The organism is Cohnella abietis, from assembly GCF_004295585.1.
In the GTDB taxonomy this organism is placed as follows: Bacteria; Bacillota; Bacilli; order Paenibacillales; family Paenibacillaceae; genus Cohnella; species Cohnella abietis.
The window spans coordinates 2607831-2630172 of the sequence record NZ_AP019400.1; the positions used below are offsets into that span (position 1 = coordinate 2607831).

Here is a 22342-nt window from a genome sequence, read left to right on the forward strand (position 1 = left end):
AATGATAGTGCTTATACTAACCCGTGTAGTGAAAATGTATTCCAAAAGCTGACGTTGTTAGTCTTGGCCACCTTAAGTGCTAGTTTATCTGGGGAAATCTCTAAATCCGTATAAAACCCATGTACCCCGAAGCTTTGCAATAATTTCATTTGGGGTTTGTCATTAATCGTGTGAACGTAGCTTTTTATACCTAGTTTATTTAATGAGTGAACGAGATTTGGATTTAGAAATACGCGATACGCAGGCATGGCCACCACAGAAAACTGCTTGTCCTTCACAAAATCAATGATGCTTGCTGCTGAAGCTCCAGATTTATATAACGAATAAATTTTATTAGGAAAGGGGTATACCTTCATAATAACATCGTACATGTCTGGATTATAAATTTCAGGAATTATTCGTTCTAATAGAGAAGAATCTATAAGGGTAGCTTGCTTTACTATAAATTCAAATTGCTGCTGAATTTTCTCTTTGCTTGTTTCCTTAGTGTCTATAATCAAATGAAAATCAGGATATTGCTGCATCAATTGAAGGATGTCGATTAATGAAAGTGGATGAAATTTACCTAATATAGGTGAACTCTTAAATTGTGACATCGTTAAGGTATGACTAGTTTTGTTAAGCATATCAGGTTGTAGCCGTGGGGACCAATCATGTCTTGCGACAAACTCGCCATCGGCTGTTTCTAAGAGATCTACTTCGAATAAGCGATATCCTCTGTCATAGTTGGCTATGAATGCCTCATAGGAGTTAGTTTTGCTTGCACCATCTATCCCTCCTAAAGCATGCGCAATAAATTCATTTTTCTCCCAAGCGCTTGTATGATTTGCTGGAGCCTGCTTATCCCCCATGGACCAGATAAAACCCCATCCCAACCAGATCATACAAACAACGATTAATAAGCTTAGGCACACTATTTTTTTATTCATTGTTATGCTCCTCTCAAATGCCGATGTATGCAATACTACAGGGCTGATCTTAAGAGGGAGTGGAGAAAAAACGAATGAAAGTATGAAGTTTATTGAAGTGAAAACTAAAAAACCCGCCAAAGCCCTTGATTATACAAGGATTTTGACGGGTTGTGATTGATTCGAATTAATAAGAGCCGATTGATGCGCCAGAGGTGGTCGCGGATTGGGAAGTTAAAACAGCCTTGTAAGTGCCGAGTGGTTGACCCGTCGCGATCGGATACCAGCCACCGACCGATTGATTTGCACCGATGGAAACCGATGTGCTGCCGACGTAGACGTCACCCGATCCAGTTACACGATAGAGCGCGATGTTCATCGAAGTCGGGGAAGTCGGGTTCGAATTAGTAAAAGCGCCGCCGACTCGAATATTTCCGGACAGGTTATCTTGAACGAAGGTAGCAGTGAAGGTTTGTGTAGTCGCCGAAATGGTTGTCTGTGCGGTAGCCCCAGTACCATTCTTAGCAACGATCTTGATCTGGAAGGTTTGCCCTGCCCCTGCGCCAACTGAATAAGTCGTGTCCGACGTCGTCGCGTATAGAGAGCCGTTTTTGTAAATATCGTAGCTAACGGCGTTCGTCGCTGTCCAGCTCAGGTCAATCGATGACACGGTAGTCGTGTACGTAATAGCTGGAGCCGTCGGGCAGCCTAACGTAGTGACGTTCGTAGATGAGCTACCGAAGCCAGAACCAACTACGTTAAAATTGTAGGATGTGCAGGGTGTTAAGCTTGTGACGTCGAGCACGTTGTAGCCAGCTCTCGAATCCAGATAGACGTTGTTTTTGTAAATTTGCACGAAGCTTTCTCCGGGCTGGAACGTCCAAGTTAATCTGAGGGATGTTTCTGTAATGTTCGACGCGGTCGTGTTAGTGGCTGCATGGGCGGTAAATGCGGGAACGAGTGATAAGGCCAGCGAGAAACAGAGCAACCATTTTGTGAAACGATTACGCATGAGTAAATACACCATCCTTTTTCGATTTAATTGTGTTTGTCATACCCTCTATCACTTTTACTCCATTACACAATCCCGCGCAGATGCGCGTCTTCCAATTATCAATTTCCCTCCCTTACCTTTTTATGGGTGATTCAACATGAGATTACCACTAGCTAGAGGGGGCAACAAGATAGCGGAAAACAATCCGTAATAACGAGCATTATTCCCGTTGTAGAGCACATCTTTCGTCAACTGTGAGAAGCTCTGTTGTGCAGACCATTTCTTATTAAGGTACTATTGACGATGTTGGTTTACATGTTTAATATTTCTATAAAAGATATTGGTTAAATTAGGGGTTGATTAAGGCCTGAAATGGAAGCGCTTCATTATGCGACCTATTGTGGAAAATGCGTTCGTCCATGGGGTGAACTCAATTAGCTATGGGAGTGTTGTGGGACGAGGATCGTCATTAGAGTTCCAGCTAAACTGTAATTTCGCGAATGTTATATATAGAAGGAGGAGCGCAAATGCGTCTAAAGTATACTTCCCCAGCACAGGTGTGGACAGAGGCAATTCCGGTAGGAAACGGTCGTCTTGGCGCGATGGTTTCTGGCAAGGTAGAGAAAGAGAGTATTTCATTTAACGAGGATACGCTGTGGTCAGGCTTTCCGAATGATGGCAACAATCCACAATCGAAGGAGCAGCTTCCCGAAATGCGCAGACTTGTGCAAGAGGAGCGCTACGAAGAAGCAGATTTACTAGGTAAAAAAATGATGGGCGCCTATACGCAGTCTTATTTGCCTATGGGCGATCTACATATTTGCTATGAACATGGAGATATTTGCGATAATTATACGAGGGAGCTTGATCTTGAGAAGGGCATCACTCGCATCGAATATACAATTGGCAAGGTGCAGTATATACGAGAAATTTATACTTCTCACCGCCATCAGTCGATTGTGATGAGAATGTCGGCGAGTGTTCCCGGAGCGCTTAACTTTCATGCTCGGATGGATAGCTCCCTTAGGCATACAACCTTGGCGGATGGGCAGCATTTTGTGATGAAGGGGACAGCTCCAGAATATGTAGCTCCTAATTATTTTGATGTTGATCATCCTATTGTATATGGGGATGTCGAGCAGAATCGTGCGATGAGCTTTGAGACCAGAATGGCTGTAACGGAGCATGATGGCGAAGTAAGGGTAGATCATACTGGTATTCATGTATATGGGGCAAGTCACGCCACTTTGCTTTTGGCAGCAGCGACAAGCTTTAAGAGCTTTAACCAATTTCCCAGCAAAGCGGAAGAAGCAACCTTGGCGGCAGTTAAACAGTTAGAAGCGGCGATTGATTGCTCTTATGAGGAACTGTACAAGGCTCACGTTGAGGACTATGGGATGCTATATAAAAGAATGGATTTGCAGTTGGAAGAAGAGGATCCATCCTACTCCGATATGACGACAGATTCGAGAATTGAGCTCAACGGAGCGAACGATTCTGGGCTGGTGACCTTGCTATTTCACTATGGTCGTTACTTGATGATTAGTAGCTCGAGGGAAGGTACTCAGGCGGCAAATCTACAAGGAATATGGAATAAGGATACACGTGCTCCATGGAGCAGCAACTGGACGCTGAACATTAATGCGCAAATGAACTATTGGCCAGCGGAAATTTGTAATCTGACAGAGTTACATGAGCCACTATTGCAACTGATTGAGAACTTATCTGTTACCGGCAGTGAAACAGCCCGGATTCATTATGGCACACGGGGATGGACAGCACATCATAATGCTGACATCTGGGCGCATACCGCTCCGGTTGGCAATTACGGCGATGGAGATGCGGGCTGGGCATTGTGGCCGATGGGAGGAGTATGGCTATGCCAGCACTTGTGGGAGCACTTTGCCTTTAATCGTGACATCGATTATCTAAGGAACAAAGCTTACCCTGTCATGAAGGAGGCAGCGTTGTTTTGTCTAGACTGGCTGATTAAGAATGATGAAGGGTTATGGATTACCTCTCCTTCGACATCGCCAGAGCATAAGTTTAGAACCTCCACAGGAACGGCTTCCGTTAGTGCGGCAACGACGATGGATATGTCCTTGATTTGGGATTTGTTCACTAATTGTATAGAAGCAATTGATATTTTGGACATAGATCATTCCTTCCGAGAAGAGCTTGCTGGGGTTAAGGAAAAGCTTTATCCGCTGCAAATCGGTAAGTATGGGCAGCTGCAAGAGTGGTATCGGGATTTTGAAGACGAGGATGTTAATCACCGTCATGTTTCGCATCTCTTTGGCGTATATCCGGGACGACAGATTACGGAACGCACATCGCCGGAAATGTTCGCTGCAGCTAGACAATCGTTGGAGCGTCGCGGCGATGAGGGGACAGGCTGGAGCCTTGGCTGGAAGATCGCGCTATGGGCTCGATTCAAGGATGGCAATAGAGCTCATCGATTAATTGACCAATTTTTGAAGCTTGTCAAAGACGGTGAAGCAGACAATTATCATCATGGTGGGGTTTATGCCAATTTGCTCTGTGCGCATCCACCCTTTCAGATTGACGGTAATTTTGCGGTTACAGCTGCCATTGCAGAGATGCTGCTGCAATCTCATGAAGGCTATCTGGAGCTGCTTCCCGCATTGCCGGATCAATGGGCCAAAGGTGCTGTTAGTGGACTGAGAGGTCGGGGTGGGTTTGAAGTTAGCATAAAATGGAGTAATGGTCAGCTGAAGGAAGCGGAAATAGTGTCACTTGATGGGGAGCCGTGCTCTGTATTGGCACAGCAGACTTTACGTATTATGGAGGACGGTCGACCAGTTGCAATCGTAGCCGATGATGCAGGTGTGTACCGCTTCCCGACACAAAAAAATTCACGATATGAAATATATGCGGGAATGGAATAGGGGGAAATGTGATGAAGCATAATACGGGGTGAACCGTACCTAATTAAAGAAATGAGGCCAACAATGTGGGGATTTTAAGTGGCAATCCTAAGGATGAGCCCATGCATTATGGTGAAATATCGAGCTTGTGGAGTGCTTCGACCGTCGCTAAAGGAATCGTATCCTTCTATCAAGGTTATCTAAACCACGCTGGAGATAAAGATCTCAAAAAATTGATTGTTGACTATATTGATCAAGCAAAGCAAGAAATTAAAGAAATAGACGAAATACTTCAGGACAATGGTATCGTAGCAGCTCCAATGATGGCGGACAGGCCTAAAGTGAATCTTGAAGACATACCGGTGGGTGCACGATTCACTGACCAGGAAATAACGGCTGCTTTGTCTGCGGATACTGCGGTAGGGCTTGTTGCTTGTAGCGGGGCGATGGCAATGAGTATGCGCGAAGATATAGGTGTTTTATTCGCTAAGTATCATGTAGCTAGATCACTTCTTGGCAATAAGACCCTTAAGCTATTGAAGGAAAAGGGCTGGCTAATTCCACCACCTCTCCTTGTTAAACGACCAGAGCCAGTGAAGGTTTGAGATTAGTTTCTTTGTGGGGCCTCTAATTGGGGGCCTCATTTTTTGCGACCGCTCGTACCGCCATCTCAAGATATCCCATATACCGGGTACCAACATCCCACCACTTGCCTTATTCCACTACCGCATCCAACTGCCTACCACCCACATTCCGCTTTATCCCGCATATCCCCTCGCCAAGCAGAGAGTACAATTAAAAATATCGTAGTTTCGTAGGAGCCGCTGCAGCATATCATTTTTAGGACACAAGCCTTCATTAATATACCAATAGACTAATTCAATTGTTAAAAAAAGGGTGATTATGCCTGATTATAAGCCATAGTTCCTGATATAAGACTCTATTTCCAGTTATAGAACTTGTAACTTGAGGGCCTTCAATTTATACTTTCCCGTGAGAGTGAACCCTAGAGGGTCAAGGGAGAGATACGAATGGTGCGCTTTATACCCAGACAAAAATATATTCGTATTTTTCTAGTGCTGTGCATACTGTTTTCGCTAGTGTCGATTCCTTTTGTGTATATTATTACTCGGCAATTTTCTACGTATGCGATGAAACAGATCGACAAGGCGAACGAAATTGAGGTTGTACATGCACAAGAGAATGCCCAGTTTCTGTTAAAGAAAATGATTGGATACGGTCTGAATATGTATCAGGACAAGAGCATCCAGGTTTGGCTAACGGATAAGGTGCAAACGCCGGAGCATCAGATGGATGCGATGAAAGCGGCTGCCAACTATACGACGACTGAGCCCTTCATAGAAAATATTTATTTGTTTAATATGCGCTCGGAGCATGCGATTAATCTAAAGTATGGGGTTACTTCGTTTGAGCTATTTTCTGATCAGGTTATTCTTGAGCTTGTTGGGCAGTCCAGAAAATCCTATTTGAATTTCTTTACGTACGATACGAACGGACAGACGAAGCTGGCGCTGATCATTCCGACGGTGCCTTCTGGGCAAAAATCGTTCGGCTATTTGGTTATGCTCATGGACATTCAACTGCTTCAGCAATATTTGCTTAAAGACAACCAGTCATCGGGAACGAGGTCCTTTATTCTGGATCACAATGGGCAGGTTATGCTTGGTTCAAGCGACTCGGATGAGCTGTATGCTGAGCTGGCCAAGAAATCGACTAAGGAGAAGGGGAGCTTCTCTTATAATGACAATGGTGAGCTGTGGTCTGTCCAATATGCGCAAATCGAGCCACAAGGATGGACCTTGTATCAAACGGCTAAGTATAATCTCATCATTGCGGATTTTAATTCTTTTAGAAATAAAATGCTGCTATTCGTCGTGTCCTTCGTGGTCTTAATGTTGGGTATTCTGTTCTGGAATTCACGCCGTACTTACAAGCCGTTCTCCCAGCTTGCGGATCAGTTGGAGATGAAATTCGGTCTGCAGCTAAGAAGCGAGAGTAATGATGGTCCGAGGGAAGAATATAAGGTTATTCGTTATGGGATTGAGATGCTTGCTAATCAGGTTGATAAGATGGATACATCCATGCGAGAGCATAAAAGTGTAATCAAGCTCGAGTATTTAAGGCAGTGGATTGTTCAAGGTAAGCTCATTGCCCCTGTCGAGCAATATCTCCGTGAGCAGACGAAGTTGTTCGAAGGGGACGGTCTATATCTCAGTGTAATTAGAATTAACGGATATAGCCTTTTCGAGGACCAGTACAATTTTGCTTCCAGAAAGCTGATGAAATACGCTATTGGCAACATCGCCGAAGAGATTATTAATCATTATGGACACTCGGCCTCTGTCGATTTGGGTGGAGATCACTTAGCCCTGCTCATCTCTGGCTCAGATATTCCAATGAACAAGCTAGTGGAAACCCTTGAGGATGTCGGAAAACAAATCAACAAATGGACGCGGATAGACGTGACAATCGCTGTTAGTGGACAGTATCAATTTGGCGATGATCTGCGGAGTCTCTACAACCATATTCATGAATTAACGATGCTTAAATTTATATCCGGAGCAGATAAGATTTATTTGGAGCAGGATTTTGAGGCTTATATGGAGCGGGTTCAGCCGCTTCCCGATGACAAGCTGCTGGATGAGCTGATTAAGAGAGTTAGATTGGGGAAAACGGAAGAAGTTACAGCGAGCTTGGGACAAATTTTCGGACATATGCAGACCATGCACTATGCGGATAGTAAGTTTCAATTATCTTTGATTTTGTACACGTTGTTCAAAACCTTCAATAAGCTGCCGTCTGTCGAATCCGTTGAAGGAGTCGAGAGTATTTTGGAGAGGTTCGATACACTGGGAGGAATTAAGGGTTGGCTGGAGCAGGAGCTGTTTGAGATTATGGACGACCTAAACAACAAGAAGGGGTCCAGCCGCCGAGATGAAATTGTAACCGAAGTCGTGGAATATGTGAAAACCCATCTACACGATCCGCTGTTGACGATTGAGGAGATTTCGGAGCATGTATCCTTGTCTACACGTTATATCCGCCAGCTATTTAAGGAAGTATTCGAGACGACGCTGTCCGATTACATTATGGAGGAACGCATCAACAAGGTTAAAGGTCTCCTAGAAACGACCAACTGGACAGTAACAGATATCGGCGAACGCTCCGGATTCCAGACCAAAAGTCACTTTTTTACAACATTTAAGAAAGCAACTGGCATGACTCCTAGCCAGTATCGGGATAAGTCATAATAGGCAGAAACTGCAAATCTTAGTAGCCGTGAGTGCGTTATATGCTCGCGGCTGCTGGAATTCGCTGATCTTAGTAGCTCCCAGCGGCCCCCACCAATCTCCGTTTCCCCACCATTAGTCCGCTTCCAGCATCTTGCAGTCCAACAGTCCTCGATTTCCTCCAATTAGTCCGTTCTCAGCGGCTTGCAAGTCCTCCAACCCCGGTTTTCCACCAATTAGTCCGTTCTCAGCGGCTTGCAAGTCCTCCAACCCCGGTTTTCCACCAATTAGTCCGTTCTCAGCGGCTTGCAAGTCCACCAACCCCGTTTTTCCACCAATTAGTCCGTTCTCAGCGGCTTGCAAGTCCACCAACCCCGTTTTTCCACCAATTAGTCCGCTCCCAACGGCTTGCAACTCCTCCAACCCCGCTTTTCCACCAATTAGTCCGCTCCCAACGGCTTGCAAGTCCACCAACCCCGGTTTTCCACCAATTAGTCCGTTCTCAGCGGCTTGCAAGTCCTCCAACCCCGCTTTTCCACCAATTAGTCCGCTCCCAACGGCTTGCAAGTCCTCCAACCCCGCTTTTCCACCAATTAGTCCGCTCCCAACGGCTTGCAACTCCTCTGACTACGTTTTTCCACCAATTAGTCCGTTCTCAGCGGCTTGCAAGTCCTCCAACCCCGTATTTCCACCAATTAGTCCGCTCCCAGCGTCTTGCAGCGCACCAAACCTCGTCTTTCCACCAATTAGTCCGCTCCCAGCGTCTTGGAGCCCACGAATCCCCGTGTTTCAACCAATTAGTCCGCTCCCAGCGTCTTGCAGCCCACGAATCCTCGTCTTTCCACCAATTAGTCCGTTCTCAGCGGCTTGCAAGTCCTCCAACCCCGGTTTTCCACCAATTAGTCCGTTCTCAGCGGCTTGCAAGTCCTCCAACCCCGCTTTTCCACCAATTAGTCCGCTCCCAACGGCTTGCAAGTCCTCCGACCGCGTCTTTCCACCAATTAGTCCGTTCTCAGCGGCTTGCAAGTCCTCCAACCGCGTTTTCCCACCAATTAGTCCGTTCTCAGCTTCTTGCAGCTTCTCGAACCCTGGTTACTTATCACTTGGCTTTTCCCAGCCCAATAAGGCTTTTTGCCGTTTTGGATACCTCATAACCGGAATAAGAACCTCTAATTTGGATCATTTCAACACCTATTACCCTGTATGAGAACTATACGCCGGGAAGTGCAGCCGCCTATGATTAAGCCACGAGAGGAACACACTATCTAACAGAAGCAGGTGGAGCCAATGAGTTTTATTAGAGAGGTCACGAAAAATAAGTTCTTGTATATATTGGCGCTGCCCGGGCTGATGTTCTTGATCGTATTCGCTTATGTGCCGTTGAACGGACATTTGATCGCCTTCAAGAAATATCGGTTAGCAGATGGCCTATGGGGAAGCAAGTTCGTTGGATTCGATAATTTCAAATTTTTCTTCATGAGCGCCGACTGGTACAAGGTAACGTTTAATACGGCATTTCTTAACGGATTGTTCCTTGTATTCGGTTTAGGAATCGCTCTTGTACTTGCATTGTTTCTTAATGAAATTCGCCATGCACTCTTTAAGAGGCTAGCGCAGTCGTTTATCTTTATGCCTTATTTCATCTCATGGTTGGTTGTGAGCATGATGGCGTTCGCTTTTCTAAACACGACGGATGGCGTGGTCAACCGAACTTTAGAAGCGTACGGGGCAGAAAGAATCAATTGGTATTTGAAAGCCGAAGTGTGGCCAGCCATTCTAACACTGATTTACGTATGGAAGTTTGCAGGCTATTATTCGATTATTTTTCTAGCTGCTATCACAGGCATCTCTGGTGAATTTTACGAGAGCGCACGGATTGATGGGGCAACGCGTTTTCAACAAATCATTCATATTACCATTCCGTTAATTAGAAGCGTCATTATCGTGCTTGGATTACTGGGTATCGGTCGTATTTTCTATGGTGACTTCGGAATGATTTATGGAATTATCGGCGACAATAGCGCCTTGTATTCTACTACGGATGTTATTGACACCTACACGTATCGTTCACTTCGGGTATTGAGTGATTTCAGTAAATCCTCTGCCGTCGTCCTTTACCAGTCCGTTATGGGATTAATTACAATCGTCATTTTCAATCTATTAGCCAAAAAAATCGACAAGGATTCTGGCTTGTTCTAAGGAGGAGTAACACGAATGAAAACGAAAGTCCGGGAAGATAAGTCCATACTGGAAAAAAGCTTTGTCATCGGCATTTACGTGTTCGTAGGGCTATTCGCCCTCCTATGCATCGTTCCGTTCTGGCTAGTTGTTATTAATTCGTTCGCTTCGGAGAGCAGCATCAAAATCCATGGTATGCAGCTATTTCCGAAGGAATTCTCATTATATTCCTATCAATATACAATGGCAGGCAAGCAAATTCTCAGCAGCTACATGGTTACCATTACCGTAACAGTCGTCGGAACTTGCTTGGCCGTACTAATTACGTCTATGTATGCCTATGTGCTAGCCCACCCTAAAGTGAAATACCGAAACATTTTATCCTTCATGACCTATTTTACGATGGTTTTCGGTGCTGGATTAGTCGGCTTCTATATTCTCATAGCGAACACCCTTGGACTGAAGGATACGTTATGGGCGCTAATACTTCCTTATATGTTAAATCCCTTCTTTGCCTTTATTATGGTGTCGTTCTTTCGAACAATGCCTTACGAGATTAACGAGGCAGCTACGATTGATGGAGCCAATGACCTGACCATCTTCTTTAGAATTATTTTGCCAATCTCGAAGCCCGTTATTGCCACTGTAAGCTTGTTCTACGCTCTCCAATACTGGAATGATTTCTATTTGGCGCTCTTGTTCATCGACAATCATAATCTTCACCCACTGCAAATTATGATTCGCCAAATCATATCGAACGTTAATATCAGCTCCTATGTCGGAGGTAGTCAAACCTCGTATTCGCAAGCGGTGCCGACATATGGGGTGCAGCTGGCAACAGTATGCTTAACGATCGGTCCTATCATTTTCTTATATCCTTTTGTGCAAAAATTTTTCGTCAAGGGGATTACAATTGGAGCGCTAAAAGGTTAGGCTTATCCCGGAGATATCCGGTTGAGCATAGATAACAGATCACAACAATCGGGAGGTTGAAGCAAGGATGAAAAAGACACTCGCAGTAGGTTTATCGGTATTATTACTTATGCTTACAGTACTCGGATGTGGCTCCAAATCTGAAAACAAGGCTAATTCTGAAACAAATTCACCGTCGGCAAGCCCGTCGGCTAACTCCTCAGAAAAGCTTTCCCCGGTAACATTAAAGATTATTTTGCCTGGTGACCGTCCTGCGGATATGGATTTGATTATTGCGGAAGCGGAGAAAAGAATGGCAGACACGATTAATGTGAAGCTTAATCTTGTATTCGTACCTTGGTCTGATTTGGCCTCGAAGACGCAGGTTATGCTTGCATCCGGTGAGGACGTAGATCTAATCTTTGACGCCCCTTGGCTGCATATGGAGCAAATGATTGCTTCTGGTTACTACGAGCCGTTAGAGGATTTATTGGCGAAATACGGACAAGATGCGGTTGCGGTTAGATCCCAGCAAATGTTCGATGCTAACAAGTTTCTAGGAAATATCTATGCTCTCCCACTCGGAAACTCTCATCTTGCTGGAAGAACGTATTTAGTTCGCAAGGACCTCAGAGAGAAATATGGCATACCGCCTATTAAATCTTACGAGGATTTGATTGCAATGGCCTATAAAATTAAGGAAAACGAGAAAAATATTATTCCGATTCTAGCCAAAGGCCAGCCTGGTCAGAAAGATTCGGCTTGGGGAGCATTCAGATCCTTCATGACCTTCCAGCCAGAAATTCTAAGATCGGATGCGCTAGGTCAAAGTATTATTCTTCATTACAAAAATAACGATGGAAAAGTATATAACCTATTTGACGAGATGGACCCAGTAGTCTGGTCATGGATTGAAGAAGCGCGCAAGCTGTATAACGAAGGCTTGATCCATCCAGACGTGCTTGCAATCAAAGACGCGGATACTGTGTTTGAATCGGGAAATGTAGCGATATACGCTACGAACGAATTCGGTGTGCCTACGAAAATGATGACTTCTATTCCTAAGAACGTACCCGGTGGCGAGCTCGAAGCTGTAACCTTCATGCCTTTGGAAAAGGGTAAGGTCACAACAAACTTTAAACAAGCTAATTTCCAGGCTATCCCGAAAGTAAGCAAAAACAAGGAACGCGCCATGATGTTCTTGAACTGGACTGCTAAGAAGGAAAACTATGATCTGTTAGCGTACGGAATCGAAGGTCGGAATTACGAAGCAATCGGAGATGACCAATATCAAAGTCTTCCAGATAGCAAATACGCGTTTTTCCCGTATGCGTGGATTTGGAATCCGACATTGGATCGCTTGAACGCTGGCTTCGACCCTGAAGCGATTGAGCATTACAAATTTAATGCTAGTGCAGACAATTTGATTACAAGCGCACTAACTGGCTTCTCTTTCAATCCGGAGCCTGTAGCGAACGAGGTTTCCTTATATAGCGCAATCGAAGATAAGTATTATTCCTCTTTATTCAATGGAGTGTCTGATCCGCAGAAAACCTGGGACAAGCTGAAATCCGAAGGCGAAGGTTATCTGAAAAAAATCCAAATCGAGCTGCAGAAGCAAATCGACGAGTTCTTGAAAAAATAAACAGCTTTAATTCGAGGGACATCTACAGGGTATTCAGCTTATAGCTGGATACCCTCCTTCATACACAAAGAGGTGACACATTCATATGAAAAGCAAGAAGCTTCAGTCCCAAGTGTTATATGGAGCTGACTATAATCCCGAGCAATGGCCGATTGAGGTCATAGAACGGGATGTCGTGCTCATGAAAGAGGCAGGAATCAATGCAGTGACTCTAAATGTATTCGGCTGGGGAATGATTGAACCGGTGGAAAACTGTTACGATTTCAATAAGCTGGACTATGTGTTCGACTTGCTCGAGCATAATGGGATCGGCGTTGTATTGGCTACTCCGACAGCCGCACCTCCTTCTTGGATGTTCCAGAAGGATCCCACGATGCTGAAAGTAAATGAGAATGGTCAAAGGGTCGAGCATTGGAGCCGGCAGGCTTACTGTCCTAACCACTCTTTATATAGAGAGAACATTCGCAATATGGCAAGAGTGCTAGCGGAACGATATGGGAAGAGATCTAATCTACTGCTGTGGCATATTAACAACGAATGTATTTTGCATTGCTATTGCGATTGCTGTGCAGCTGAATTTAGAACTTGGCTGCGCAATAAGTATGAAACGTTCGAACGCTTGAATGACTCTTGGCAGCTGCAACAGTGGAGTCTCGCCAAAACAGACTGGGAGCAAATCAGACCCCCAATCGGAGGGATGACTCACACGAGCGCAAGCCTGGATTATCAGCGATTTATGTCAGACAGCAATATGCAGGGCTTTCTAGCAGAGAAGGAAGAGATCATTCGGATTACGCCGGATATCCCTATCACAACCAATTTCTATTCCATTGATTTTCTCGGACAAATCCATCATCAATGGGCGCCACACTTGGACGTTATTTCTTGGGATTCTTATCCACCGCACAGGGATTATGCAGTATGGGCAGCATTTCAGCACGATTATTTTCGTAGCTTGAAGCAAGCTCCTTTTCTTCTTATGGAGCAAGCCTCCAGTAACGTGAATTGGAAGCCTTATAACCCAGCTAAGCGGCCCGGAATGATGAGCTTGCAAAGCTATCAGGCGGTTGCCCGTGGGGCCGAGGCTATTATGTATTTTCAGTTCCGACAAAGCCGCGGGGGTGTAGAGAAATATCATAGCTCGCTCGTAAGTCATGGTACGGAATCTGACAATCGGGTATTTCGGGAAATCAGTAAGCTTGGCCATGAGCTGGAAAAGCTAGACAAGGTTCTTCAGACTCGTATTCATGCTCGAGTAGCCGTCCTATTCGATATTACATTGATGTGGCTGGTGAACTGGAACAAGACAAGTCAGGACATCGATTACCGTAGCACCGTGACCGCATTCTATAGACCTCTGTATGAAGCAAACATTGCGGTGGACATCGTTCATCCGTTGGAAGACTTGTCGGGCTACGACGTTATTGTAGCACCAATGCTTTATATGTTCGAAGAGGGCGTTCCGGACAATTTGCGTTCGTATGTGGAACAGGGCGGCAAGCTAGTCATGAGCTACAACAGCGGAATGGTCAACGGCTGTGACGTTGTGGAATATGGCGGTTTTCTTCGTCCAATTGACGACGTATTCGGAATCATCGTTGAAGAAGCTGATGCGTTAGAGCCTAATATGTCCAATCGGATTGAGTGGAGGGGCAAGAGTCATATTGACAGCTCAAAGAGTTCAACTAGTTCAACTCGCTCAGAGATTTACCGCACCGATAAGTGGGGCGAGGTCGTTCGCTTGAACGGAGCGGAGGCGATTGCCGTATATCTGGAAGACTATTATGCTGGGCAGCCAGCTGTGACGCGGAATGGCTATGGACAGGGAGAAGCTTATTATGTTTCTGCGCATCCCGAGGACAGCTTTATACGGGAGCTGTTGTTGGACGTCTGTTCTACTGCGGAAGTAGAGCCACTATGCCCCAAAGCTCCAAAAGGAGTGGAAATTACCATTCGAGAGGATGAGGGACAACGGTTTATGTTTGTTCTGAACCATCATGCGGCTCCAATTGAGATAGATGTGGGTTGGCTAGAGGGTGCGGCTTGGAAGGATATGCTACAACAGACTAGCATTAGCGGAAAAGTTACTATAGACGCTTACAGCACACTCATTCTAGAGGAAGAGCAGGGCTGATTTTAGGAGGAGCTAGAGAATGAACCGTCCTTGCACCGCTATTGAAATTCAAGTCAATGGCATTCAAGCTGTTGTGTTGGAAAATGAATGGCTAAGAGCTGTTATTCTGGTGGGAAAAGGTACTGATATTTGGGAAATCGTCTATAAGCCGCTGAAGCTTGAATTGTTGATGAAGACAACAGCGGGTTTAGCCGTCTATGAAGGAAGGGACTTTAAGAAGAACAGACTCGCTCATTATGCGGACGGCTATCCAGGAGGCTGGCAGGAAATTATTCCGAACAGAGCTTCTTTCAGCAGCGGAGAAGTGGGTCAGAGAGAAGAAGGAGAATCGGCTGGCGTCCCCTGGGACTATTCAATTGAACAAGGAGACGATCAAAGCGTAACGCTGCGTTGCTCGCTTTCTCTTCCCTATACCCCTCTGACTGTGGAAAAAACGATACGATTGTTGGCGGGAGAGAGTACGCTGTTTATTTCGGAACGGATCGTGAATACGGGGATAAACACTGTTCATTTTATATGGACGCATCATCCGGCATTCGGAGGTCCGCTTGTTAATGAGCAGGCTCAGGTTATTCTCCCTGAGGGTAGTGTAGCGTTTAATATTTTACGTTACGAGGAGGATAGGGAGGGGGCGTTAGTAAGCTTCGAAGAGGAGCCGACTTCCGTCCTTCTGCCTAACGGCGATAGGAAAAGCCTGCTTAAGATTGATCCGCGCAAGTCTATCGGGCAATCATGCTACATCCCTCTTAAAGGATTCCAAGAGGGTGTTGCAGGAATCTATAATCCGAGTTTGAATGTGAAGCTACTGCTTGAATGGGATCACGAGACTTTCCCTTGCCTACGCTATTGGTCCAACAACGACGAAGAGATATATACTTTAGCTTTGGAGCCTTCCAGCTCATGGTTCTCGGATATTCACGACTGCATCCGACATGACAATTGTATTTCCTTAAAGCCAATGGAAGAAAAACGACTATGGATCAACCTCCGTGTGGAGCAGTCTTAGCATGCGGAGGCTGTACCTGAACTCTTAAAGATAAAGCGTTTTCAGATTTTAGCTACAAATGCTAAATAGGTGCTTGACTTTCGGCTAGCTAACTATTAAGATATCCATATAAACATCCTAATGTAATGACATTATGACGTTGAGATAAGGGAACAACACAAAGGGGATTATGCGATGACCGACCTGTTTAGCAAAACGTTAAACAAAGAGGTTCCAATTCCGTATTATTACCAGCTTAAGGAGATTTTGCTGGACTATATAAAGAATCATCATGAAGGCCGGGATCGTCCGATTCCAACGGAAGTGGAAATTAGTGCACATTTTAATATAAGCAGGCCGACCGTACGTCAAGCGATCAATGAACTCGTTGTTGAAGGCTATCTTATCCGCCAGAAGGGTAAGGGCACGTTCGTTACGAAGCCGAAGATCAGCCAGGCATTCTTGCAGGTGCTTGACAGCTTTAATAACGAGATGATTAAGAAGGGGCTTGAGCCTTCGACTAAGATTCTTGGTTTGGAAGTTGTCGAGTGCGATGAGAAGACGGGCGAAGCATTAGGAATTCCGATGGGCAGTCGAACAATTCAATTGAGACGCCTTCGTTTTGCTAATGGAGAACCTATCGTCTATGTCGTCACTTATCTACCGTATGACCGCTGTCATCCGATACTAGACAAGAATCTCGAGTACGAGTCACTGTATGAAATATTACGACAGGTTTGTGGTCTTTCCCTACTGAAGGCCGTTCGTAATCTTGAAGCGGTGCTGGCGAACGAATACGAAGCCAAAATATTGGAGATAGATAAAGGTGCTCCAATTCAGTACATCAAAAGTGTCACTTATTTGGCCGATGAATCACCGATAGAATACTCTCTAGCCAAATATCGTGGGGATAGAAGTCAATTCACGTTCGAGCTTGGAATCAGGTGAGCGACAGTAGCTCACTTCCGTTTTGTGTCATATGTAATGACATAATAACGTATTACTTTTTTTGCAGGATGGTGTAAAAAATGAAAAATAAAGTTGAAACTGTAAAACGTGCTATGTTGGGGATGCAGAGGCAATCTTGGGAGCAAGGAGTTGCTGCCCAGGCTTTAATAGAAAGCGGATACACGGAGGATGCGATCTTGTTGGCGCATGATGCCGTAGTTCGTCAGGATGAATCTGGTCGCCTTGGCGTTACGGGTGATGAGAAAGCGGTTACGGATGCTGCTTCGAATGGAGAGCCTGTACTCTTCGCTTGGCAGCAAACGGGAGATCAGCAATACAAGCTCGCTGCCGACAAAATGGCAAATTATTTGCTTCATATCGCTCCGCGAACGGAGAACGGAGCATTGTCACATGTGAATCATCTTAGTCAGGTTTGGGTAGATTCTTTTTACATGGCACCGCCGTTTTTAGCAGTAGCTGGGCATCCTGAAGAAGCAGTTGCACAAGTTGAACGATTCCGCGAGCTATTGTTGATTAAAGAGAAGGGTATGCACGGACATATCTGGAACGATGGTGAAAAACGATTTGACCGAGCAGATTGCTGGGGAGTAGGAAATGGATGGGCTGCAGCTGGTTTAGTAAGAGTGATTCGCACTCTTCCTGAGTCAATGAACGCAGATAAGGAACGCTTTATCGGCTATCTGCGCGATCTACTGGATTCCTGCTTGCGTTATCAGCGAGAGGATGGACTGTTTCACGATGTTCTTGACCGCCCGGATACATTCGTTGAGACGAATGCTGCGCAAATGTTCGCTTATTCGATCTATTCAGCAGTTAAAGCAGGCTGGTTGGATGCAAGCTATTTGAGCAGTGCGGATCGAATGAGAAAAGCGGTGCAGGATAAAGTTGATGATTATGGATTCGTTAGAGGTGTATGTGGATCACCGATGTTTGATAGATCTGGAACGGCAACGGAAGGTCAGGCCTTTTACTTGCTGATGGAAGCGGTTGCTCATTAATTGCAATAGAACGATGCAGAGGGGGACAAAGGGATGAGCCCTGAAATTCTTTGTTTGGGAGAATTACTAATCGATTTCGTATCGGTTGATGCAGATAAGTCTTTAGCTGATTCCAGCGGATTTGCCAAAGCGCCAGGCGGCGCGCCTGCCAATGTAGCGGCTGGGCTATCGAGGCTGGGAAGAAAATCCGGTTTTATCGGCAAGGTTGGAAGAGACCCGTTCGGTGAATACTTAAAGCAAGTGCTAGAGGATGTTGGAATTGACGTCAGTGGTATGAGCTTCGATGAAGAGGCTCGCACAACGCTATCCTTCGTAGCTAACCGTTCTGATGGAGTAAGAGATTGCATGTTCTACAGAAATCCCGGCGCTGATATGAGGCTTACTCCGGAGGATTTGGATGAATCCATGTTTGCCAACGCAAAGGTATTTCATTTTGGCTCAATTAGTCTCGGATGTGAGCCAGTTCGCACCGCGACAATGCAAGCGCTTGAGTGGGCTAAACGTCATGGTTTGTTAGTGTCTTACGATCCTAATCTTAGACTGAGCCTGTGGAATGATGAAGAACTAGCAAAGCAGGAAATTCGAGCAGCATTCCGCTACGCCGATGTTGTGAAGATAAGCGAGGAAGAGATGGAATTCGTCACAGGAGCCCATACTCTCGAAGAAAGCGCTTCCTATATATTGAATCAAGGTCCGAAGCTAGTCGTTATTACTAAGGGCGGAGACGGTTGCTTCTATACAGATGGACATACTAGCGGTAGCTTTGAAGGACATCAGATGAATGTAGTAGAAACGACAGGAGCAGGAGACGCTTTTGTTGCGGGACTACTTACACGATTGTTGGAGCGAAGAGATCGCCTAGGTCGATTCGAGCTAGCAGTAGATGAGGAAACGATTGCAGCAATCAAGTTTGCCAACGCGGCCGGCGCACTAGCAACTACACGAGTCGGAGCGATTCCTGCTATGCCGACGCCTGATGAGGTGCAGACGCTACTTGGAGAGGAGATCGTACGATGAGACTTGGAGGTTATGTCAAATCGGCTTTCGACGGACCTGAGCAATGGGCGAACGAGGTTCTCCGTCACGGTTACCGGGCAACACCATGTCCCATTGATTATAAGGCAGACGATGCAACGGTTACAGCCTATAAAGAAATAGCACAACGCTCCGACATCGTAATCTCTGAGGTGGGAGCGTGGGGTAACCCGATCAGTCCAGATGCTTCCTTACGCGCTACTGCGATCGAGTTTGCACAGAAGCAGCTGGAGCTGGCTGATCGGATAGAAGCCCGAGTATGTGTCAATATTACTGGCTCCAAAAGCGCGCAGTGGGATGGACCACACTCAGATAACTTTACGGACGATACATTCGCACTCATTGTCGATTCTATTAGAGAGATTATTGATGCTGTGAAGCCTACTCGCACATTTTATGCTTTGGAAACGATGCCTTGGGCATTTCCAGATTCGGCGGATTCTTATTTACAGCTTCTGAGTGCCGTTGATCGGCCCCAGCTTGCCGTTCACTTTGATCCCGTCAATATGATTAGCTCACCACGTGTTCTTTATCGTAATGGACATATGATTCGGGATTTTATCGCTAAGCTCGGGCCTCATATTCGGAATTGCCATGCTAAGGATATCTCAATAGGTAGTAAGCTGACGGTTCATTTAGAGGAAACATTACCTGGGACGGGGCAGCTTGATTATGTCACCTTTTTAACTGAGCTGAGTCGACTTGATCCTGATCTTCCACTGCTTATAGAGCATCTGGACCGAGAGGAAGATTATTTACAGGCGTTCTCTTACATTAAAGGAACTGCTGTGGAGCTTGGAATACCTTGCTGAGAGGAGAAGCCCAATGACAAACGGCGAGAACATAAGACTTGGATTCGTTGGAGCGGGAACGATGGGATTACTCCATATGGAAACGTTCGGACGAATTACTGGTGTAGAAATGAAAGCGGTAGCAGACGTGTCAGCCATTCGTGCACAGGCAGCAGCAACTGATTATGGTTTGGAGAGAGCGTATACAGATAGTTTAGAGCTCATTGAGGCTCCGGATATAGATGCCATAGTCATTAGTGTACCGAACGCTTTCCATGCAGAGCTTGCTTGCTCTGCTCTCCGTGCCGGTAAACACGTGCTTCTTGAAAAACCGATGGCTATGAATGCAGAAGAAGCTCGTCAAGTTCTTCATGCGGAGAAAGAGTCTGGCAAGACACTCATGATCGGGCATCAAATGCGCTGGAAATGGCCATTCCCGGAGGTGAAGCGTCAGATTGCTGAAGGTAAGCTCGGTCAGATTTACTACGTGAAGACGGGCTGGCTGCGGCGAAAAGGAATTCCTGGTTGGGGATCTGCTTATACCTCACAGGCAATGATGGGCGGAGGAAGCGCAGTTGATATTGGTGTTCATATGCTTGATATAGCCCTTTATCTATGTAGCTCAAGTAAGCCAGTCGGCGTGTATGGCGCATCTTTCGGTGAGATCGGCAAGCAGCGTAAAGGAATGGGAACGTGGGGAATTCCGAATCTTGCAGGAAAATTCGACGTAGACGATTTGGCTGTGGCGATGATTCGAATGGAAGACGGTGCGGTGATTCATCTAGAGGTTAGTTGGGCAGCGTTCACTGACGGAGAAGAGAATGGACCTTATGTTCACCTGATGGGGAACCAAGGCGGTGTATCTATCCGAGACAGCGGAAGCCACTGGATGACTGAATGCTTCGATGATTCGGTCGATATACCGGTAGCAGGCGCAGAGGAGCGTGGAGACGAACGGCTAAATCTTGCTGAACATTTTCTACACTGTGTGCGTACGGGTTCAACCCCGATAACGGATGGAAGAAGCGGATTCGTTAACCAAACGATAATAGATGCCTTGTATCTGTCTTCGAAAACCGGCAAAGAAGTACAATTGGAGCTTTAATCACCTTAACAATGTAATGACATACTTACGTGATTAATGATAATAATTACTGGGAAAATAGTAAAACCTATTTAAGGAGGTGGTCCGGCCAGATCGGGTTTGAACGGATGAAGAAGTGCAAACTAAAACGCAGTTACCATTTTCAGGAGGGGTTCACTTGAAAACAAAAAACGCAGGAACGAAGTTTATGGCACTTATTTTGACTTTTTCGATCATCTTGGCAGGATGCGGAGGCAACAAAAACAACTCTGCGAGTGAGAGTCCATCAGCTAGCCCGTCCGGCAGTCCTACTGCTTCTTCTGGCGGAGAGAAATCACCGGCGGATTACAAAGGCGAAGTTACGTTCTGGGCATGGGGCGACTACGAAAGCAAGCTCATTCCTGAGTTCAACAAAGAATATCCGAATATCAAAGTTAACGTAGTTGTTGTTCCTAATGCTGACTACGGCAAAAAGCTACAAACGACAATCGCTTCGAAGGGTAATATGCCGGACGTTGTTTTGTTCGAAAGCAGCGTACGTGGTCAATTCCTAACGCTTGATGCTTGGGAAAACCTCGAAAAGGCACCTTACAACGTTAACCGTGCGGACATCGTTGATTTCGCAATTCCACTCAACGAGAATGAAAAAGGCGAGATCGTAACGCTTCAGGAAGATGCAACAATGGCGGGAATTGCGTACAAGCGCGATCTTGCTAAAGAATATTTTGGCACAGACGATCCAGATGAAATCGAAAAGATGTTTACTTCATGGGACGATTTCATTGCAAAAGGTAAAGAGGTTTATGCAAAAAGCGGCGGTAAAGTTACATTGATGGATGGCATTTTGGAAGGCGGTTTCAAGCTTGTCAGCGGTGAGTACACTGAGCCGTTCGTTAAAGACGGTAAGCTAAATCTCGAATCCACATTCCTTCCAACGTACAAAACGCTTGAAAAAATGGTTGCAAACAACACTGTAGGTAAATACGAAACTTGGTCCGCTCCTTGGAATGCGAGCTTCTCGAGCAACACTGTTATTTTCTACGCGTGCCCTACTTGGTTTGTTCCGTTCGGTATCAAGCCTAACGACAAGAACGGAACGGGTAACTATGGTCTTATCCGCGCTCCAATTGGCGGCTACTCATGGGGTGGAACGAGCATGTCCATTCCGAAGGAAGCGAAGAACAAGGAATTGGCTTGGCAGTTCGTTAAATGGGTAACGTTGTCTGAAAGCGGAGCTACTGCATTCAAAAACTTAAACAATACAGCTACTCTGTACAAACCAGTATTTGAGCGTGAAGGCTTCTACACAGACAAAGATCCATACTTCGGTGGTCAGGACATTATGGCTAAGTTCACTCAGCTAGGTAAAGAAGCTAAAGTTCGTCCGATTACGAAATACGATGACGCCATCCTCTCCTCTAACACAGTTGTTATGAAGATGATGATGCAAGGAGCATCAGCTGAGAAAGCCTATGATGCACTCGTTAAGGATGTTCTGAAAAAAGCACCTGAACTGAAATAGTCATTAAAGAGCAAGTGATCGCGGTGAGGCGCAAGCCTCTCCCGCGTT

At 45.6% G+C, this 22342-nt stretch carries 18 protein-coding genes; 14 read left to right on the forward strand and 4 right to left on the reverse strand.

All coding sequences use genetic code 11. The annotated features are described in order from the left end of the window. Nucleotides 1-11: 11 nt before the first annotated feature. The gene (locus KCTCHS21_RS10960; protein WP_130607638.1) at nt 12-929 is read right to left on the reverse strand and encodes a phosphatidylinositol-specific phospholipase C/glycerophosphodiester phosphodiesterase family protein; all 918 of its coding nucleotides are present in this window, start codon (nt 927-929) and stop codon (nt 12-14) included. A 166-nt stretch (nt 930-1095) separates the two neighbouring features. After that, nucleotides 1096-1920: a hypothetical protein gene (locus tag KCTCHS21_RS10965; RefSeq protein WP_130607640.1), complete on the reverse strand. Its 825-nt coding sequence runs from the start codon at nt 1918-1920 to the stop codon at nt 1096-1098. A gap of 509 nt (nt 1921-2429) precedes the next feature. Here KCTCHS21_RS10965 and KCTCHS21_RS10970 point away from each other — a divergent pair. The 3 genes from KCTCHS21_RS10970 to KCTCHS21_RS10980 all read left to right on the forward strand — a co-directional run bounded on the left by KCTCHS21_RS10970 (nt 2430) and on the right by KCTCHS21_RS10980 (nt 8062). Continuing rightward, complete coding sequence (locus tag KCTCHS21_RS10970; protein ID WP_130607642.1) at nt 2430-4811, forward strand: glycoside hydrolase family 95 protein; 2382 nt, start codon at nt 2430-2432, stop codon at nt 4809-4811. Between the two features lie 65 nt (nt 4812-4876). Next, a complete protein-coding gene (locus KCTCHS21_RS10975; protein WP_130607644.1) occupies nt 4877-5395 on the forward strand; it encodes a DUF3231 family protein in 519 nt (172 codons plus the stop codon). A gap of 426 nt (nt 5396-5821) precedes the next feature. Next, on the forward strand, nt 5822-8062 hold the full coding sequence (locus KCTCHS21_RS10980) for an AraC family transcriptional regulator (RefSeq protein ID WP_130607646.1): 2241 nt from the start codon (nt 5822-5824) through the stop codon (nt 8060-8062). 114 nt (nt 8063-8176) lie between these two features. On the opposite strand, the gene KCTCHS21_RS10985 is transcribed toward KCTCHS21_RS10980, so the two are convergent. Both KCTCHS21_RS10985 and KCTCHS21_RS10990 read right to left on the reverse strand, forming a co-directional pair. Then, complete coding sequence (locus tag KCTCHS21_RS10985) at nt 8177-8659, reverse strand: hypothetical protein (RefSeq protein WP_130607648.1); 483 nt, start codon at nt 8657-8659, stop codon at nt 8177-8179. Between the two features lie 171 nt (nt 8660-8830). After that, a complete protein-coding gene (locus KCTCHS21_RS10990) occupies nt 8831-9076 on the reverse strand; it encodes a hypothetical protein (RefSeq protein ID WP_130607650.1) in 246 nt (81 codons plus the stop codon). A 252-nt stretch (nt 9077-9328) separates the two neighbouring features. Between KCTCHS21_RS10990 and KCTCHS21_RS10995 the strand changes: the two genes are divergently transcribed. The 11 genes from KCTCHS21_RS10995 to KCTCHS21_RS11045 all read left to right on the forward strand — a co-directional run bounded on the left by KCTCHS21_RS10995 (nt 9329) and on the right by KCTCHS21_RS11045 (nt 22294). Beyond that, nucleotides 9329-10240 (forward strand): ABC transporter permease, encoded by a 912-nt coding sequence (locus KCTCHS21_RS10995; protein ID WP_130607652.1) that lies wholly within the window; start codon nt 9329-9331, stop codon nt 10238-10240. 15 nt (nt 10241-10255) lie between these two features. Next, nucleotides 10256-11152, forward strand: coding sequence for a carbohydrate ABC transporter permease (locus KCTCHS21_RS11000; protein ID WP_170211426.1), 897 nt, complete (start codon nt 10256-10258; stop codon nt 11150-11152). Nucleotides 11153-11219: 67 nt separating this feature from the next. Further along, nucleotides 11220-12776 (forward strand): extracellular solute-binding protein, encoded by a 1557-nt coding sequence (locus tag KCTCHS21_RS11005; RefSeq protein ID WP_130607654.1) that lies wholly within the window; start codon nt 11220-11222, stop codon nt 12774-12776. A gap of 85 nt (nt 12777-12861) precedes the next feature. Continuing rightward, on the forward strand, nt 12862-14910 hold the full coding sequence (locus tag KCTCHS21_RS11010; RefSeq protein ID WP_130607656.1) for a beta-galactosidase: 2049 nt from the start codon (nt 12862-12864) through the stop codon (nt 14908-14910). A 19-nt stretch (nt 14911-14929) separates the two neighbouring features. Beyond that, nucleotides 14930-15916 carry a DUF4432 family protein gene (locus KCTCHS21_RS11015; protein WP_130607658.1) on the forward strand — a complete coding sequence of 329 codons (987 nt, stop codon included), beginning with the start codon at nt 14930-14932 and terminating at the stop codon, nt 15914-15916. A 174-nt stretch (nt 15917-16090) separates the two neighbouring features. After that, the gene (locus tag KCTCHS21_RS11020) at nt 16091-16843 is read left to right on the forward strand and encodes a GntR family transcriptional regulator (protein ID WP_130607660.1); all 753 of its coding nucleotides are present in this window, start codon (nt 16091-16093) and stop codon (nt 16841-16843) included. Between the two features lie 80 nt (nt 16844-16923). Then, nucleotides 16924-17862, forward strand: a complete 939-nt coding sequence (locus tag KCTCHS21_RS11025; protein WP_130607665.1) for a glycoside hydrolase family 88 protein — start codon at nt 16924-16926, stop codon at nt 17860-17862. 33 nt (nt 17863-17895) lie between these two features. After that, on the forward strand, nt 17896-18879 hold the full coding sequence (locus tag KCTCHS21_RS11030; protein ID WP_130607667.1) for a PfkB family carbohydrate kinase: 984 nt from the start codon (nt 17896-17898) through the stop codon (nt 18877-18879). After that, complete coding sequence (locus KCTCHS21_RS11035; protein WP_130607669.1) at nt 18876-19709, forward strand: sugar phosphate isomerase/epimerase family protein; 834 nt, start codon at nt 18876-18878, stop codon at nt 19707-19709. Before KCTCHS21_RS11030 ends, KCTCHS21_RS11035 begins: the two co-directional genes overlap by 4 nt. Nucleotides 19710-19722: 13 nt before the next feature. Further along, nucleotides 19723-20793 (forward strand): Gfo/Idh/MocA family protein, encoded by a 1071-nt coding sequence (locus KCTCHS21_RS11040; RefSeq protein WP_130607671.1) that lies wholly within the window; start codon nt 19723-19725, stop codon nt 20791-20793. Nucleotides 20794-20950: 157 nt separating this feature from the next. Next, complete coding sequence (locus KCTCHS21_RS11045; protein ID WP_130607673.1) at nt 20951-22294, forward strand: ABC transporter substrate-binding protein; 1344 nt, start codon at nt 20951-20953, stop codon at nt 22292-22294. The last annotated feature ends 48 nt before the right edge of the window (nt 22295-22342 follow it).